This is a genomic window from Aeromonas sp. 6P (assembly GCF_051919525.1).
Classification (GTDB): Bacteria; Pseudomonadota; Gammaproteobacteria; order Enterobacterales; family Aeromonadaceae; genus Aeromonas; species Aeromonas veronii.
Genome location: NZ_JBQBEO010000002.1, coordinates 3,066,160 through 3,080,976, shown reverse-complemented (window position 1 = coordinate 3,080,976; position 14,817 = coordinate 3,066,160). Strand labels below are relative to the sequence as shown.

The 14,817-nt window shown below is 59.4% G+C and carries 12 protein-coding genes, 1 tRNA gene and 1 riboswitch; of the genes, 7 read left to right on the top strand and 6 right to left on the bottom strand.

Annotation, left to right across the window (positions count from 1 at the left end; genetic code table 11):
* Window positions 1-57: 57 nt before the first annotated feature.
* A riboswitch (FMN riboswitch) is annotated at window positions 58-214 on the top strand.
* Window positions 215-318: 104 nt separating this feature from the next.
* Both ribB and ACTG2J_RS14175 read left to right on the top strand, forming a co-directional pair.
* Window positions 319-972, top strand: a complete 654-nt coding sequence (gene ribB / locus ACTG2J_RS14180) for a 3,4-dihydroxy-2-butanone-4-phosphate synthase (protein WP_005334344.1) — start codon at window positions 319-321, stop codon at window positions 970-972.
* 225 nt (window positions 973-1,197) lie between these two features.
* Window positions 1,198-1,440 carry an Lpp/OprI family alanine-zipper lipoprotein gene (locus ACTG2J_RS14175; protein ID WP_005334342.1) on the top strand — a complete coding sequence of 81 codons (243 nt, stop codon included), beginning with the start codon at window positions 1,198-1,200 and terminating at the stop codon, window positions 1,438-1,440.
* 172 nt (window positions 1,441-1,612) lie between these two features.
* Here ACTG2J_RS14175 and ACTG2J_RS14170 read toward each other — a convergent pair whose 3' ends face one another.
* The gene (locus ACTG2J_RS14170) at window positions 1,613-2,461 is read right to left on the bottom strand and encodes a tetratricopeptide repeat protein (RefSeq protein ID WP_113739159.1); all 849 of its coding nucleotides are present in this window, start codon (window positions 2,459-2,461) and stop codon (window positions 1,613-1,615) included.
* The gene (locus ACTG2J_RS14165) at window positions 2,458-3,180 is read right to left on the bottom strand and encodes a 4'-phosphopantetheinyl transferase family protein (protein ID WP_113739160.1); all 723 of its coding nucleotides are present in this window, start codon (window positions 3,178-3,180) and stop codon (window positions 2,458-2,460) included. The genes ACTG2J_RS14170 and ACTG2J_RS14165 overlap by 4 nt, the downstream gene beginning before the upstream one ends.
* Window positions 3,181-3,455: 275 nt before the next feature.
* Between ACTG2J_RS14165 and ACTG2J_RS14160 the strand changes: the two genes are divergently transcribed.
* The 4 genes from ACTG2J_RS14160 to ACTG2J_RS14145 all read left to right on the top strand — a co-directional run bounded on the left by ACTG2J_RS14160 (window position 3,456) and on the right by ACTG2J_RS14145 (window position 7,696).
* Window positions 3,456-3,944, top strand: a complete 489-nt coding sequence (locus tag ACTG2J_RS14160; protein ID WP_005334331.1) for a C40 family peptidase — start codon at window positions 3,456-3,458, stop codon at window positions 3,942-3,944.
* Window positions 3,945-4,092: 148 nt separating this feature from the next.
* Entirely contained in the window at window positions 4,093-5,064 is a 972-nt protein-coding gene (rlmF, locus tag ACTG2J_RS14155) for a 23S rRNA (adenine(1618)-N(6))-methyltransferase RlmF (protein ID WP_113739161.1), read from the top strand.
* A 245-nt stretch (window positions 5,065-5,309) separates the two neighbouring features.
* Window positions 5,310-6,035: a MaoC family dehydratase gene (locus tag ACTG2J_RS14150; protein ID WP_019445964.1), complete on the top strand. Its 726-nt coding sequence runs from the start codon at window positions 5,310-5,312 to the stop codon at window positions 6,033-6,035.
* 245 nt (window positions 6,036-6,280) lie between these two features.
* Entirely contained in the window at window positions 6,281-7,696 is a 1,416-nt protein-coding gene (locus ACTG2J_RS14145; protein ID WP_113739162.1) for an SLC13 family permease, read from the top strand.
* A 116-nt stretch (window positions 7,697-7,812) separates the two neighbouring features.
* On the opposite strand, the gene ACTG2J_RS14140 is transcribed toward ACTG2J_RS14145, so the two are convergent.
* Both ACTG2J_RS14140 and ACTG2J_RS14135 read right to left on the bottom strand, forming a co-directional pair.
* Window positions 7,813-8,799 (bottom strand): DUF481 domain-containing protein, encoded by a 987-nt coding sequence (locus ACTG2J_RS14140; protein WP_113739163.1) that lies wholly within the window; start codon window positions 8,797-8,799, stop codon window positions 7,813-7,815.
* Between the two features lie 39 nt (window positions 8,800-8,838).
* Window positions 8,839-9,747, bottom strand: a complete 909-nt coding sequence (locus ACTG2J_RS14135; protein ID WP_234923082.1) for a L,D-transpeptidase family protein — start codon at window positions 9,745-9,747, stop codon at window positions 8,839-8,841.
* Window positions 9,748-10,185: 438 nt separating this feature from the next.
* On the opposite strand from ACTG2J_RS14135, the gene ACTG2J_RS14130 reads away from it, so the two are divergent.
* Window positions 10,186-10,275: transfer RNA gene (locus ACTG2J_RS14130), tRNA-Ser, on the top strand.
* Window positions 10,276-10,361: 86 nt separating this feature from the next.
* Here ACTG2J_RS14130 and ACTG2J_RS14125 read toward each other — a convergent pair.
* Together ACTG2J_RS14125 and ACTG2J_RS14120 are read right to left on the bottom strand one after the other, a co-directional pair.
* Complete coding sequence (locus ACTG2J_RS14125; RefSeq protein ID WP_439997621.1) at window positions 10,362-13,496, bottom strand: multidrug efflux RND transporter permease subunit; 3,135 nt, start codon at window positions 13,494-13,496, stop codon at window positions 10,362-10,364.
* 15 nt (window positions 13,497-13,511) lie between these two features.
* The gene (locus tag ACTG2J_RS14120) at window positions 13,512-14,669 is read right to left on the bottom strand and encodes an efflux RND transporter periplasmic adaptor subunit (RefSeq protein ID WP_439997620.1); all 1,158 of its coding nucleotides are present in this window, start codon (window positions 14,667-14,669) and stop codon (window positions 13,512-13,514) included.
* Window positions 14,670-14,817: the final 148 nt, after the last annotated feature.

Here is a 14,817-nt window from a genome sequence, read left to right as displayed (position 1 = left end):
TCAGCCTGCGGGGGATTTTGACTGGTATCTGCAACCGTTTTTCTTTAGGCTGTCTGCGCTTATTCTCAGGGCGGGGTGCAATTCCCCACCGGCGGTATCCCGATTGACTCGGGGAGCCCGCGAGCGCCCGACTTGGCTGATTGCCGGGTCGGGGTCAGCAGATCCGGTGAGATGCCGGAGCCGACGGTCATAGTCCGGATGAAAGAGGATAAGACAGACCTTGCCGTGTTGGCCCTTGTGGGCTGGCTGCTGCATGCCCGTCTCTGTCTGCCTTTCCATGCCCTGATTCTGGTCCTTGTCTTGTTTAGGAGTTTTACCATGAATCAGTCTCTACTCAGTGAATTCGGTGATCCCGTTGCCCGTGTCGAAGCGGCGCTGTCTGCCTTGCGTGCCGGAGGCGGCGTGCTGGTGGCCGACGATGAAGATCGGGAGAACGAGGGCGACCTCATTTTCGCCGCCGAGTCCATGACCAATGAACAGATGGCGCTGATGATCCGCGAGTGCTCCGGTATCGTCTGCCTCTGCCTGCCCGACGAGCGGGTTCGCCAGCTCGAACTGCCGATGATGGTGGAGGCCAACTCCAGCCACTACCAGACCGCCTTTACCGTGACCATCGAAGCGGCGCAGGGGGTCACGACCGGTGTCTCGGCTGCTGATCGCATCACCACCATCCGTGCAGCCATCGCAGACGGCGCCAAACCGGGCGATCTGCACCGCCCGGGTCATGTTTTCCCGCTGCGGGCGCGAACCGGTGGGGTGCTTACCCGCCGTGGTCATACCGAAGCGACGGTCGATCTGATGCAGCTGGCTGGCCTCAAACCGTTTGGTGTGTTGTGTGAATTGACCAAAGAAGATGGCTCGATGGCGCGTCTGCCAGACCTGGTTGCGTTCGGTCGCAAGCACCAGATGCCGGTGCTGACCATCGAGGATCTGGTGCAATATCGTCAATTGTTGTCAGAACGTACAGCCTGAGCCTCATACGAAATTGTAATAAGGCAAAAATTTGGTTAACCTTTGTCCGTGCCCCCACCACACGGCACTCATTTTTTAGACGAATCTGGACAAAAACTGTTCATTCAAAAAAAAATGAGGGTTTTAATGCATTTATCTGTGGTGGGGACTATGCAAAGTAGGATTTTTTTGTGCCATAATCACGCCGCTTGCTAAACGTCTGGCGAGTTCAAGGGAGCTTTAAAAATGAAAAAATTGTTGTTGGTAGGTGTTGTTGGTCTGTCCGCTCTGCTGGGCGGTTGTGCAAACACCAGCGAACTGGAAACTTCCGTTCAGAATCTGTCTAACAAAGTTGACCAACTGGCTCAAGATGTTAGCGCAGTTCGTGCTGATCAGTCCAAAATCGCTGCTGATGTTGCCGAAGCCAAGCAAGAAGCTATGCGTGCTAACCAGCGCATCGACAACATGGCTACTTCCTACAAGAAGTAATCCATGCGAAAAAAATGGCGCAGTTTTGCGCCATTTTTTTTTGCCTGAAATTCACCGTATCTTCACTATTCCCACAGCACCTTATTCCCACAGTACCTTCTTCGTACTTGACCCATGAGGTCATGCCGGTCTCCCGGCACTCCCCCATCATTACCAGCCAGTTCGATTCCGATCAGTAGAGCAGACTATAGAGTTTGCGACGGTAGCTCTGGGCCGCCGGTGTGCTGCCCATGGTCGCCAGAATATCGAGATAGGTCTTTCTGGCATCGCCGAATGCCAAATCCCGCTTGAGGATCTCCAGCAGCAGTCCCAACGCCTCTTCCTGACGACCAGCCTGGTTGTATTGCACCGCCAGCTCCTGAGTCAGGGCAAAATCATCAGGCTGTTCTGCATGACGGGCTTCCAGCGCGCGCAGTTCCGGGCTGTCTGCCGCTTGCAGGGCCAGCGCCAGCCGTGAGCTCAGGGTATGGAAGTGGCTATCCTGCGCCGCCATCGGGATGGTGCCGAGGCGCTCCTGCGCTTCCTCCAGCAGGTTGAGGTCGAGCGCGGCCTGGATCAGCCACAGGCTGATGTCGTGACGTTCAGGAGCTAGCTGGTGTGCCTTGGTCAGATGGGCATAGGCGATGCTGGGCTGCTCGTCAGCCAGCGCCTGTTGTCCCTTGGCCAGCAACTCTTCCTCTTCTTTGGGGGCGAAGGCGGCGAAATACTGGCGCAGGGTGGCTTCATCCTGCGGTCCTTCGATGATCCCCTGTTCGTCAGGGCGACCCTGATGGAACAGCACCAATGCGGGCAGGGCGCGCAGGCCGAGCTGACTGGCCAGCGGCTGCAACTGGGGATCGTTCATATCCACCTTGGCCAGGGTGACCTGCTCATTGGCGGGCCCAACCAGTGATTCGATCAGCGGTGTCATCCCCTGGCACTCCGGCATCTGCGGAGCATGGAAATAGATGACGACCGGCTTCTTCATGGACGCATCGATAAGTTCAGCGTGAAAATTCTGGGGAGTAATGTCGACGATCATGAGTTGGACTCTTCAGAAAGGGTGTTGAGTAACATGGGGTTAAGCGAGTGGCAATTCAAGCGCTCATCCAGCCGGTAAAAGGTCACGGGGGCTGCCGTCGCCGCGAGGCTGAGCCAGCCGCTGGCAAATGGCCAATCCTGTACCTGATAAGGGGTGTCATCGAGTCGATTGTCGAGTCGCCATCCTTCCTCCGGGATAAATCGCACCTTCTCCAGTCCCGCCGCTATGCCGCCACCGTGGGCTTTCAGTACCGCCTCCTTGCGTGACCAGAGCCGGTAGAAGGCGCTCTCCTGCTCTTGAGCAGGCTGTGCGCAGAGCCACTCATATTCACTCTGTGCATAAAACCGGCGGGCCAGGGGGAGGGGATGATGCCGCCGTTTGCCCAGTTCGATATCCACCCCAAGCGGCCCCTGCGGGCAGAGTGCCAATACCAGCCAGCTGCCACTGTGGCTCAGATTGAACTGCCAAGCATCATCATGCAGTCGGGGCTTGCCGTGGGGGCCGTTGCAAAATTGCAGACTGGCGGCGGGTTGTTGCAGCCGCTCGGCCAATAGCTGGCGCAGCAGGGAGCGGCTCACCAGATATTCCTGACGCCGTTCAGGATGGGTCATGGCTTGCCAGATATGCTGCTCATCGGTTGACAGCCATTCAGGCAATTGAGCAAGCAGTTCCTGGCATACCCTGGCCGGTTTTAACAAAAAAAGATCGGTTTCGATCATTATTTTTCACTTTAAAAAGGTGCTGAAGCAGGGATAAAAGCCAGTTATCTATGAGGCCCAAGGCTCTTTTTGCGATTGTATATTGTTTGGGCATGATCACATTAATTATGAAAAATCGTGCATTTCCTTGCAAAAATGTGAGCTCGATAGGGATTTTCACTTGCCTCGATAGAATTCTTGGATATAGTCGGGTGCTGTTGCCTTATAAATTGCCCTTTGGGGCCGTATTTTAACAAGATTTACTATTTAGCGGGGATAAAGGATTGCGCCACCTGATGCTACTGCTGGTCGCGCTCGGAATGGTGGGTTGTGCCTCGGCACCCCAACCCGAGGTCGCAAGCAAGATCGAAGTTTCCATGGTTGAACCTGTCATCGAACCGGAAGCTTCCCAGACACCCGATGTGAATGAAATCCTGACTGTATATAAAGAGTGGCGTGGTGTTCCGTACCGGATGGGTGGCAGCAGCCAGCGCGGTATCGACTGTTCCGCCTTTGCCCGTGAAGTGTTCCGCAATGCCGTCGGTATCGAATTACCCCGCGATACCCGCTCCCAAGTCCATGAAGGGACGCGCGTTTCCAAGCAGGATCTGGTCGAAGGTGATCTGGTCTTCTTCAAAATCAATCGTCGTCTCAACCACGTTGGTATCTATGTCGGCAATGGTGAATTCATCCATGCCTCGACCCGAGCCGGTGTGACGCGCTCCAAGCTGGATAGCCAATATTGGCGCAACAAGTTCTGGCAAGCTCGCCGGATCGATATCTGAGTCAGGCTGGACAAACGGCTCGCAGTACGGACTGTTTTTCCAACCTCACTTGAACCGGGCTCGATAGCCCGGTTTTTTATTGCCCTCGTTTAGACTTTCCCGAGTCAAATCACTATAGTGTGGGCCCGTTTTCTTCGGCAGGCTCAGCATGAAACCCCGCATCCCATCAGCCGGTGGCCCCAAGTCGGGCGACCGCAAATCCGGACTTCACTCCCGTAATCGCCATCAGGCAGGTTACGACTTTGAGGCGCTCTGCCTGCGAACTCCCGAGTTGGCTGCCCACGTCTTTATCAATGACTACGGCACCCGCACCATCGATTTTGCCGATCCCGATGCAGTGAAGACCCTCAATCGCGCCCTGCTGGCCCATCACTACGGGATTGCCCACTGGGACTTGCCTGCCGGTTACCTCTGCCCGCCTATCCCGGGACGGGTGGATTACCTGCACTGGGCGGCCGACCTGCTAGCCGAGAGCGCAGACCAGCTCCCTACCGGCAAGGGGGTGAGGGTGCTGGATATCGGGGTGGGGGCAAACTGCATCTATCCGCTGCTGGGGGCCCGTGAATATGGCTGGCGTTTTGTCGGATCGGATATCGATCCGGTCTCGGTCAAGGCAGCCACCCTGCTGGCCAAGAGCAACGGACTCGGCAACCAGATTGAGTGCCGCCTGCAGGGTAACCCCAACCATGTGTTTCGCGGCATCATAGGGCCGAAGGAGCGCTTCGCCCTGACGCTATGCAATCCGCCGTTCCACGCGTCGCTGGAAGAGGCGAGCAAGGGGACGGAGCGCAAGCTGCGCAATCTGGGCAAGGAGGTGACAGGCGCCCCTGTGCTTAATTTTGGCGGCCAGAAGGCCGAGCTCTGGTGCGAAGGGGGCGAGGCGGCGTTTCTGGCCAACATGATTGCCCAGAGCAAGGAGTTTGCTACTCAGTGTCTCTGGTTCAGCTCGCTGGTGTCGAAAAAAGAGAATCTGCCGGGGGCGAAAAAGGCGTTGAGCCGGGTGGGGGCACGTCAGGTACGGGTGATCGACATGGCACAGGGCAACAAGGTGAGCCGGATCCTCGCCTGGTCCTTCCTGGATGAAGAGGGATTGCGTCGCGGCTGGTCGAGCGCGCGCTGACTCCCCACCACAAGGCCCGACGAGGGCCTTTTTTCATGATGAGCACCGCGAATTTCCCCTGCTGGCGGCATCTTTGGCAATCGATTTCCTCATTGGCAGATCGTGCTGGTTTACATGGTGTAAGTAGTTACTTCCGCCTTGGTACAGGTGTACGCCGAGATTTTTTTGCACTTACAGCTGAAACTTTAATAAAATAGGACTGGTTAGACCTCTTTACAGGCATTGAATCAAATAGGGATCGGTAGATGAAAGTTGTCGATTTTCTGAAGCGCAAGCGCGAAATTCTGGCGCAGCACCCCTTTGAGCTCAAGGATTGGCTCTCTCCGGCGATCCGCGACTACTGGCGTGAGTTTCAGCAAAAGGCACATCTTCACCCTTTGCTGGGGCGTGTGCTGGACTTGCAAGCCGAGTCCCAGAGCGAGCAGCAACAGGATGCAGCAACCGTGGCACAAGTAGCCAACGGTCAGCCTGCCGTGGCTCAGGAACCCGCAGTTGAGCTGGGGGCCGAGGCGGCCGAGCTCTATGCCGCCCTACAGGCCCGCATTGGTGAAGAGACCCATGTGGGCGAATGGCTGCACGTCAGCCAGCAGATGATCGATCAGTTTGCTGCAGTGACCGGGGATCATCAGTGGATCCACACCGATCCGGAGCGTGCGGCCGCAGAGTCGCCTTTCAAGACCACTATCGCCCACGGCTTCCTGACCCTGGCGCTGCTGCCGCAGTTGACCGGCTCGGTCGATGAGGCCACCCCCGAGTTCCCGACCGCCCGCATGGTGGTGAACTTCGGGCTGGATCAGGTACGTTTCCCTTACCCCATCAAGGTGGACAGCAACATCCGCGCCCGCACCAAGCTGGCCCGGGTCACCCCCATCAAGGGTGGGCTGGAGTTGCTCAAAGAGATCAAGGTTGAGATCGAAGGGATCCGCCGCCCGGGTTGCGTCATCGAGTCGGTGACCCGCATCTACTTCTGAGCCCCCTCATCGGCATGAATGGTGAAACGGGCCCGCTGTCGTGTGCAACGAACAGCGGGCCCGTTTTTTTGCCTGTTTGTTGCAAGGGTTGAGGCGTCAGCTATAGCGTGCCGACCCCAGCTTGATATGACTCACAAAACGGTGCGCCGTGCAGTTAGCCAGCTCTCATTTTGGCGAGTTGGCCGCGTGAGGCGATAGCATGTTATGCCACTATTGGTTTCTTACTCCCGATCCTGGAGACAATAGTGCCCATCAATAACAAGATTATTCTGCCACTGCTGCTGAGCCTCACCATCCTGCTGATCCCGACCCACTGGATCCCGCTGGAGGGGATCACCGTCATCGAGCAGCGGGTCGTGGCCATTTTCGTGCTGGCCGCCCTCTGCTGGATCCTGGAGCCCATCCCTATCTTTGCTACCTCGGTGCTGATCATCGTGCTGGAGCTGCTGCTGCTCTCCGACAAGGGGCTCTGGTTCATGACTGCCGACAAGGCTGAACCGGGGTTTGGTGAGCTGCTCAAGTCCACCGAGGTGATGGCGACCTTTGCCTCGCCGGTTATCATGCTGTTTCTCGGTGGTTTTTTCCTCGCCATTGCGGCGACCAAGTACCATCTGGACGTCAATCTGGCGCGGGTGTTGCTGCGCCCGTTTGGTCAGGATCCCCGGATCGTCATGCTGGGGCTGATGTTGATCACCGCCACCTTCTCCATGTTTATGAGCAATACCGCCACCACCGCCATGATGCTGGCCATCCTTACCCCGGTGCTGGCGGCGTTCCCCGACAAGGACCCGGCCAAAATCGGCTTTGTGCTGGCCATTCCGCTGGCGGCCAACCTCGGCGGGATCGGCACTCCCATCGGCACTCCGCCCAACGCAGTGGCCCTCAAATACCTGACCGGCGAGCATGCCATCTCGTTCGGCCAGTGGATGGGATTTGCGGTGCCCTTTGTGGTGCTGTTGTTGCTGCTTGGCTGGTTCCTGCTGGGGCGCTTCTTCCCGAGCACCCTCAAGCGGATGGATCTCAAGATTGAGGGGCGCTTTATGCAGACCCCCCGCGCCTGGGTGGTCTACCTCACCTTTATCACCACCATAGTGCTCTGGCTGCTGGGGGATCTGCATGGCATGAGTTCCTACGTGGTCGCCATGATCCCGGTAGCTGTGTTCCTGACCACCGGCATCATCACCAAGGACGATCTGCACAAGATCTCTCTCGATGTGCTCTGGCTGGTCTCGGGCGGTATCGCGCTGGGGCTGGCGCTGGAGGACTCCGGGTTGGCCGAGCGGCTAATCACCCATATTCCGTTCCACGAATACTCCACGCTGGCGGTGCTGATCGGCGCCTGTCTGCTGGCAGTGGTGATGGCCAACTTTATGTCCAACACCGCAACCGCCAATCTGTTGCTGCCACTGGTGGCAGCGCTGGCGGTCAGCATGCCGGAGCTGGTAGAGTGGGGCGGCAGTCACACCCTGATCCTGGCGGTCACCATTTCGGTTTCGCTCGGGATGTCGTTGCCCATCAGTACCCCGCCCAATGCGCTGGCCCACGCCACCGGTCTGGTGGAGAGTCACCAGATGGTGCGCATCGGCGTCATCATGGGGTTGGTTGGCACCCTGCTGGCGATGGTGTGGATCTACCAGATTGCCGCTTGGGGACTGATCTGAGCGTACGGCCGGTTTCTCATCTGTTGCCTGCTCCATCATCGGAGAAGTGCCATGGCAGGTGATGACCAAAACAGAAAGAGGAGCCGACTTGGCTCCTCTTTCTGTTTGCAGTTGACTCAGAAACTGGCGCCCAGATTGAGCAGGTGCCTGAATTCGGTCTCTTTGTACTTTTGCTCGAGACCGACGAAATGCACTTCGCCATCTTCCCACTCCATCTCGCTCGACCAGGAGAGGCGCAGGTGGTCGTTGAAGTAGTAGCGCAAGCCCACGCTGCCAGCCACATCTCGATTCAGAGTGATATAGGGGGAGGGTTGATCCAGATAGAGCAGATAGCGCCCCTGACTGAACAGCTCCAGTTTTTCCCGCCATATCGGGATGGGTTGGCGATAATCCCAGTTCATGCTGGCAAAGGGGTAGTCGATGATCCGGTTGCCTTTGAAGAGCAACCCAATCCCGCTCTCTTCTCTGAAGTAGGCCTTGCGCAGACCCCCTTGTGCTACGAACTCCAGCCGACGGCGCTTCTCGTTCCAGAAGCGGTAACCCGGCCCGGTACCATAGTCGAGGCTGAGGTAGTTGCTTTCCAGCATGTCATATTCGGCATTGAGCGAGCTGCGCAAAAACCACTGCTGATCGAAAAAGTAGTCAATGGTCGGGTTCAGTTTGTAGTCGTGGTTATCGGTGACGCTGTCAGACGTTTCGTAGGAGTACTCTCCGGAGAAGCTGTAGCGCCAGTCCAGATTGGCCAACTCGGTCTTGCCCTTGAAGTTGACGTTGTTGGTGTGCTTGTCCTTGTGTTTGAGCTTGATGTTGAGATCGCCACTACCGGTCCAGAGCCAGGCCTTGCGTTCATCCTGCTCATCCTTGAACAGGGTGAATCCACCTTTGGCGGTCGCCTTGGGTTTATCCTGATGCTCTAGTCGCCAGCGCTTGATGGCATCCCGCTTGACGGTAACGGCACCGGTATAGGGCAAAGAGATGCGTACCGACTCATCGCCAATCTCTTCGATGGTACCGGTCAGACGATCGCCATTGTTCATCCAGAGAATGTCTTTGGCCCACAAGGAGTGACAGGCCAACAGGAGTAGGAGGGGCAGGAATTTCATGAGGTAAGGTGACTCCGGTGTGACTCGGGCGCTGGTGACTTAGCCACTGACAAGTTGGCTGCTGATGGGGCGGGGCAGGCCATTTTTGCTCTCCAGCGCCGCCGTCACCTCATCCTGCATCACATCAGGTGCGCTGATAAAGCTTTCTACGGCCGGTGATAGCATCAGCGGGGCGCCATTTTCAAGCTCCTCTTCGGTGCGGGAGAGCGGGGAGTGTACCTCCAGCCAGCGGCGACCATCCGGTTCGATGGCTACCTTGACCGGTTGATTAATGACCCGCACCGGCGTGCCGATCGGCACAATCTTGAACAGGGCCTCGATATCGTCAGGTCGCAGCCGGATGCAGCCTGCACTCACCCGCAGACCGACGCCAAAATCCTTGTTGGTGCCGTGGATCAGGTAGTCGCGCTTGCCATAGCCAAGGCGCATGGCGAACTTGCCGAGGGGATTCTCCGGGCCGGGGGGCACTACGGCGGGCAGGGTGATCCCTTTTTGCTCCAGCCAGGATTTGCGCACCATGGGGCCGGGCACCCAGGTCGGGTTGGGATTCTTCTCGATGACCGTGGTGGTCATCTCGGGTGTCTCACGGCCGATATCACCGATCCCGATGGGCAGCACGATGACCTCGCTCTTCCCTTGGGGGAAGTAGTAGAGGCGCAGTTCTGGCAGATTGATGACGATCCCCTCGCGAGGCACATCTGGCAGCAGCATCTGGGTGGGCAGCGTCAAGCGGGTACCCGGCTTGGGTAAATAGGGATCTACACCCGGATTTGCCTCAAGCAGCGCCAAAAATCCAATTTGCGTATTTTTGCCAACCAGTTCCAGATGTTCATTCTGCTGGATGATGTAATCCTCCAGCTCACCGATGAGGCGACTCCCGGCAGGTGGCAGCTGGTAGCGTTTGGCCTCTGCCGGCGCCGCGCAGAGCAGGATCGCTGCCAGCAGCATGGAAAGGGCGGGCGTTAAGGGTAGGGGCTTGAGTTTCGGCAATCGCATAAGAAGATCCATCAGTTCAATCGGGGCGGAACATCATCAACACAGCCGCCAGGATGGCGCGATTGTTCCTCAATCAGCCCATGATTACCAGCTTGCCGCGCACTCGCAATGATGTGGGGATACATAGGAAACCTGCCAAAATCGGCATCACCCATAAATTTGAGCGCCAAGCAGGAAAAAGAGACGCCTCATGGCAATGGGTTAATATCACGATATGGATAATGGCCGGGTGTGTGAGCGGGTGGACACAGGGCTATACAGGGCGGCCTCGCAACGCGAACATCACGCGCCGCATTGTGAGCCTGCTCCCAGATATCTGATTCAGCCATTTGATATCTAAGAAATTTTTATTGCATCCTCGGCCCAGCTTGGGTAAAAATCTCTCCCCACGGAGAGATGCCGGAGTGGCCGAACGGGATTGACTCGAAATCAATTGTGGCAGAAATGCCACCCAGGGTTCGAATCCCTGTCTCTCCGCCACATACCAAGCCCAACCTGTTTAGCAGGTTGGGCTTTTTCTTTTGGTGATGTGCTGAGGGACTATCCGGCCGCCAGTGTATCTGTGGTCATCGATCCGGATGAATGCTGTTGGATGCTCGCCGTGCCCGCCAGGCTTGAATGCGCGCCTGGGTACCGATGACGAAGACGAAGAAGACCGGTACGAAGAAGATAGCCAGCAGGGTGCCGCTGATCATGCCGCCAAACACGCCGGTGCCGATGGCGTGCTGGGTCTCCGCGCTGGCGCCACTGGCGAGCATCAAGGGCACCACCCCGAGGGTGAAGGCCAGTGACGTCATCAGAATGGGGCGCAGGCGTAGGCGGGCAGCAGTGACAGCTGCATCAAGCAGTGAGCGCCCTTCGCTCTGCAACTGGCGCGCAAACTCCACGATGAGGATGGCATTCTTGGCCGACAGACCGATGATGGTGATCATGCCTACTTTAAATAAGACGTCGTTGGGCATGCCGCGCAGCATCACGGCCGCGACGGCACCGAGCATGCCCAGCGGCACCACCAGCATCACCGAGAGCGGGATCGACCAGCTTTCATAGAGTGCCGCCAGCACCAGGAAGACCACCAGCGCCGACAACAGCATCAGCAGAGGGGCCTGCTCGGCCGACTGGCGCTCTTGCAACGACTGTCCCGTCCAGGCCAATGCGAAGCCTGGCGGCAATTGCGCCACCAGGCGCTCCATCTCCGCCATCGCCGCTCCGCTGGATATGCCGGGCGCAGCCCCCCCGGCAATACGCACGGCAGGGAAGCCATCGAAGCGCATCATCTGTTGCGGCGATTCGCGCCATTCCGGTGTCACCACCTCCCGCAAGGGGACCATGCCGCCGCTGGCATTGCGCACCCGCAGGCCGAGCACGTCATCGAGCTGCATGCGCGCCGACGCGTCGGCCTGCAGAATGACCTGCTGCATGTGCCCGCCGTTGGGGAAGTCGTTGACGTAGAGCGACCCCATTGCGGCCGACAGGGTACTGCTTACGCTGGCGAACGAGAGTCCCATGGCTTCGGCCTTCTGTCGGTCGATCTCGAGGTGAATGCTCTCGCCGGGAGGCAGATTGTCGGGATACACATCACTGACTACCTGGCTGTTGGCGGCCAGTTCCAGCAGTTGGGCCTGAGCGGCCAGCAGCGCGGCTTCCCCCCGGTTGGCTCTGTCTTGCAGGAACAGGGTGAAGCTGGAGGCGGTGCCCAGCTCGTCGATGGCGGGCGGCAGCAGGCTCATTACCGTGCCTTCAGGAATATTTGCCATGGCTGCTTGTGCCAGATCTGCCTCTTCGGCTGCCATGGCGCCATGACGCTGATCCCAATCTTTGAGCATGGTGAAGGCCATGGCGGCATTGGGGCCTGCGCCGGAGAAGCTGAAGCCCTGCACCACCAGGTTGGTGTCCAGCGCCTCGCGAGAGGCGACGTGAGCCTCGAAGGCCTTGACCACCTCAAGAGTACGCTCGCTGGTGGCGCCGGTCGGCAGCTGGATGGAGGTCATGAAGTAGCCCTGATCCTCGTCTGGCAGGAAAGAGGAAGGCAGCTGGGCGGCGGCGATGGCCAGCACGGCGCAGAGGGCGGCAAAGGTTGCCATCATCCGTCCGCTGCGCCCGACCAGCCGGGTTACCCGCGCACCGTAGCCTGCCGTGAACCGCTCGAAACCCCGGTTGAAGGCACCGAAGAAGCCGCGCCTCTCATGATGATCCGGACTGACCGGACGCAGCAGGGTGGCGCAGAGTGCAGGCGTCAGGGTCAGGGCGAGGAAGGCCGAAATCAGGATCGACACCGCCATCGACAGGGTGAACTGCTGGTAGATGACCCCCACTGAGCCGCTGCCAAACGCCATGGGGAGGAATACCGCCGTGAGCACCAGGGTGATGCCGATCACCGCCCCGGTGATCTCCTTCATGGCCTGCGAGGTCGCCTCACGGGGCGACAGCCCCCGGGTGGCCATCAGGCGCTCGACGTTCTCCACCACCACGATGGCGTCGTCGACTATGATGCCGATGGCCAGCACCATGCCGAACATGGTGAGGGAGTTGATCGAAAAACCGGCCAGCAGCATCACCGCGAAGGTGCCAAGCAGAGCGATGGGGGCGACGATGGCCGGGATCAGGGTGTAGCGCAGGTTCTGCAGGAAGAGAAACATCACCAGAAACACCAGCACCATGGCTTCCAGCAGGGTGTGGATCACCTTTTCGATGGAGACCTTGACGAAGGGGGCCGAGTCAAACGGGATCGAATAGGCCATGCCCGCCGGCAGGGTGGGGGCGAGCTGGGCGAGACGGGTGCGCACCGCATCTGCGGTACGCACGGCGTTGGCGCCGGGGGAGAGCTGGATGGCGGCGCTGGTGGCGGCCACGCCGTTCTCCCGGTTGGAAAAGGCGTAGGATTGCGCCCCCAGCTCGACCCGAGCGACATCACCCAGCACCAGCTTGGCGCCATCGCCACCGGCTCGCAGCACGATGGCGGCGAATGCCTCGGGGGTCGTCAGTTGGCCTTGAACCGTGAGGGGAACCGTCAGGCGCTGGCCAGGCAGGGCGGGTTCGTCGCCGAGGCGCCCCGGTGCAATCTGGATGTTCTGCTGCTCGATGGCCTGCGCCACCTCGCTGATGGTCAGCCCGTAGGCGGCGAGTTTGGCCGGATCTACCCAGATGCGCATGGCCTGCTCGGCGCCGAACAGTTGCACTCGTCCTACCCCGTCGATGCGGCGCAGCTCCTGCACAATATTGCGTGCCATGTAGTCGTTGAGGGCAACCTCATCGAAGCGGCCATCCGGTGAGGTCATGCCGACCATCATCAGAAAGCCGGATGAGGCGGACTCCACCTGCAGGCCGGTTTGCCGCACTGCTTGTGGCAAGCGAGGTTCGACCGCCTTGATGCGGTTTTGCACGTCCATCTGGGCCAGCTCCGGATCGGTGCCCGGCTTGAAGATGGCAGTGATCTGCGCGCTGCCCGAGGCGTCCACCGACGACTCGAAGTAGAGCAGGTTCTTCACTCCCGACAGCTCGCGCTCGATAAGGCTCACCACCGCATCGTTCAGGGTCTGTGGCGTGGCGCCCGGATAGGTGGCATAGAGGGTCACCGACACCGGCGCCACCGAGGGATAGCGGGAGATGGGGAGCTTGGGGATGGCGATGACCCCTGCCAGCACGATGAACAGGGCGAGCACCCAGGCAAACACCGGACGATGGATAAAAAACTGCGGCATGGATAACTCTCCGATTCAGCGAATGCCACCGTCAGCCGGTTGGCTGACAGCGGGTGGTTGCCAGGGGGAAGCTGTGACCTGAACCCCCGGGGTCAGACGGTCGATCCCTTCGATCACCACCTGTTGCCCGGCACTGAGCCCGGATGCGATGCGGTACTGGCTATTCACCAGTTCAGCGGTGTTGACCGGAACCAGCTGTGCCTGCCCCTGGCCATCCACCACCCACACGCTGGTCTGACCCGATGTGCGAACTACCGCCTGCTGGGGCACGGTCAGGGCGTTGGCATAGCGGGCACGGGGGATGCGCGCCTGCACATAGAGGCCGGGCAACAGCCGCCGCTCAGGGTTATCCACCAGCACCCGCAGCAGCACGTCGCCGGTTCCGGCATCGACCTCGATACCGGAGAAGAGGATGTGCCCCTGCATTCCCAGTGGCGTCCCATTGCTGCCGAGGATCTCCACCGTCAGTTCCGGTGCCGTTGAGCCAGCCTGTTGGTGCAGGGATTCCAGCACAGAGGCCGGTTGACGCACATCGACGTAGACCTGATCAATCTGCTGGATCCGGGCCATGGGGGTGGCATCGATTGGCGACACCAGAGCCCCTTCACTCACCAGCGCCTGATCGATACGTCCGGCGATGGGGGCCTCCACGCTGGCAAATTGCAGGTTCAGCTGGTGCCGGGCCAGAGTCGCCCTGGCCTGGGCTACATCGGCGGCCGCCTGATCCCGCTGGGAGATCGCATCGTCATAGGTCTGGCGGCTGATGGCGTCGGTGCGCAGCAGCGGCTTCAGGCGGTCAATCTGGATGCGGGCGCGGGCCAGCACGGCCTCGGCCCGTTGCAATGCGGCGGCGGCGCTGTCGACATCGGCCTTGAAGGGGGCCGGGTTTATCTGGAACAGCACTGTGCCTGCGCTGATCTCGGCGCCCTGCTCGAACAGGCGGCGCTGTACGATGCCGCTGATCTGGGCGCGAATGTCGGCGCTGCGCAGTGCCGCCACCCGGGCGGGCAGATCCTCGCTGATGACAAGCTCCCGACCAGTCAGAGTCAGCACCGATACCTGAGGCGGGGCGGGTGCCTCCTGCTCTTGCGGCGCAGCGTCGCACCCCGCCAACCCGAATGCGGCAATGACGGCGAGCAGGGCGCCCGCATACCGCTGTTTTACAAACATCATCCACTCACCTCGTTAAACCGTCTCTCCGGTGTGATGTGACCGGAGAGTGCATCGAGCGGCCATTATGGCGAGGGGCTATTGCGAATGATTCGAGGCTTTGTGGAGAATCCATGGAGGCGATGATAAAGTTCAACGCCACCTTTTTTCG

What these genes read in the sequence shown, in the direction of transcription:
- ribB (WP_005334344.1), top strand. Translation starts at nt 319, where the DNA reads ATGAATCAGTCTCTACTCAGTGAATTCGGTGATCCCGTTGCCCGTGTC.
- ACTG2J_RS14175 (WP_005334342.1), top strand. Translation starts at nt 1,198, where the DNA reads ATGAAAAAATTGTTGTTGGTAGGTGTTGTTGGTCTGTCCGCTCTGCTG.
- ACTG2J_RS14170 (WP_113739159.1), bottom strand. Translation starts at nt 2,461, where the DNA reads ATGATCGTCGACATTACTCCCCAGAATTTTCACGCTGAACTTATCGAT.
- ACTG2J_RS14165 (WP_113739160.1), bottom strand. Translation starts at nt 3,180, where the DNA reads ATGATCGAAACCGATCTTTTTTTGTTAAAACCGGCCAGGGTATGCCAG.
- ACTG2J_RS14160 (WP_005334331.1), top strand. Translation starts at nt 3,456, where the DNA reads ATGCTACTGCTGGTCGCGCTCGGAATGGTGGGTTGTGCCTCGGCACCC.
- rlmF (WP_113739161.1), top strand. Translation starts at nt 4,093, where the DNA reads ATGAAACCCCGCATCCCATCAGCCGGTGGCCCCAAGTCGGGCGACCGC.
- ACTG2J_RS14150 (WP_019445964.1), top strand. Translation starts at nt 5,310, where the DNA reads ATGAAAGTTGTCGATTTTCTGAAGCGCAAGCGCGAAATTCTGGCGCAG.
- ACTG2J_RS14140 (WP_113739163.1), bottom strand. Translation starts at nt 8,799, where the DNA reads ATGAAATTCCTGCCCCTCCTACTCCTGTTGGCCTGTCACTCCTTGTGG.
- ACTG2J_RS14135 (WP_234923082.1), bottom strand. Translation starts at nt 9,747, where the DNA reads ATGCTGCTGGCAGCGATCCTGCTCTGCGCGGCGCCGGCAGAGGCCAAA.
- ACTG2J_RS14125 (WP_439997621.1), bottom strand. Translation starts at nt 13,496, where the DNA reads ATGCCGCAGTTTTTTATCCATCGTCCGGTGTTTGCCTGGGTGCTCGCC.
- ACTG2J_RS14120 (WP_439997620.1), bottom strand. Translation starts at nt 14,669, where the DNA reads ATGATGTTTGTAAAACAGCGGTATGCGGGCGCCCTGCTCGCCGTCATT.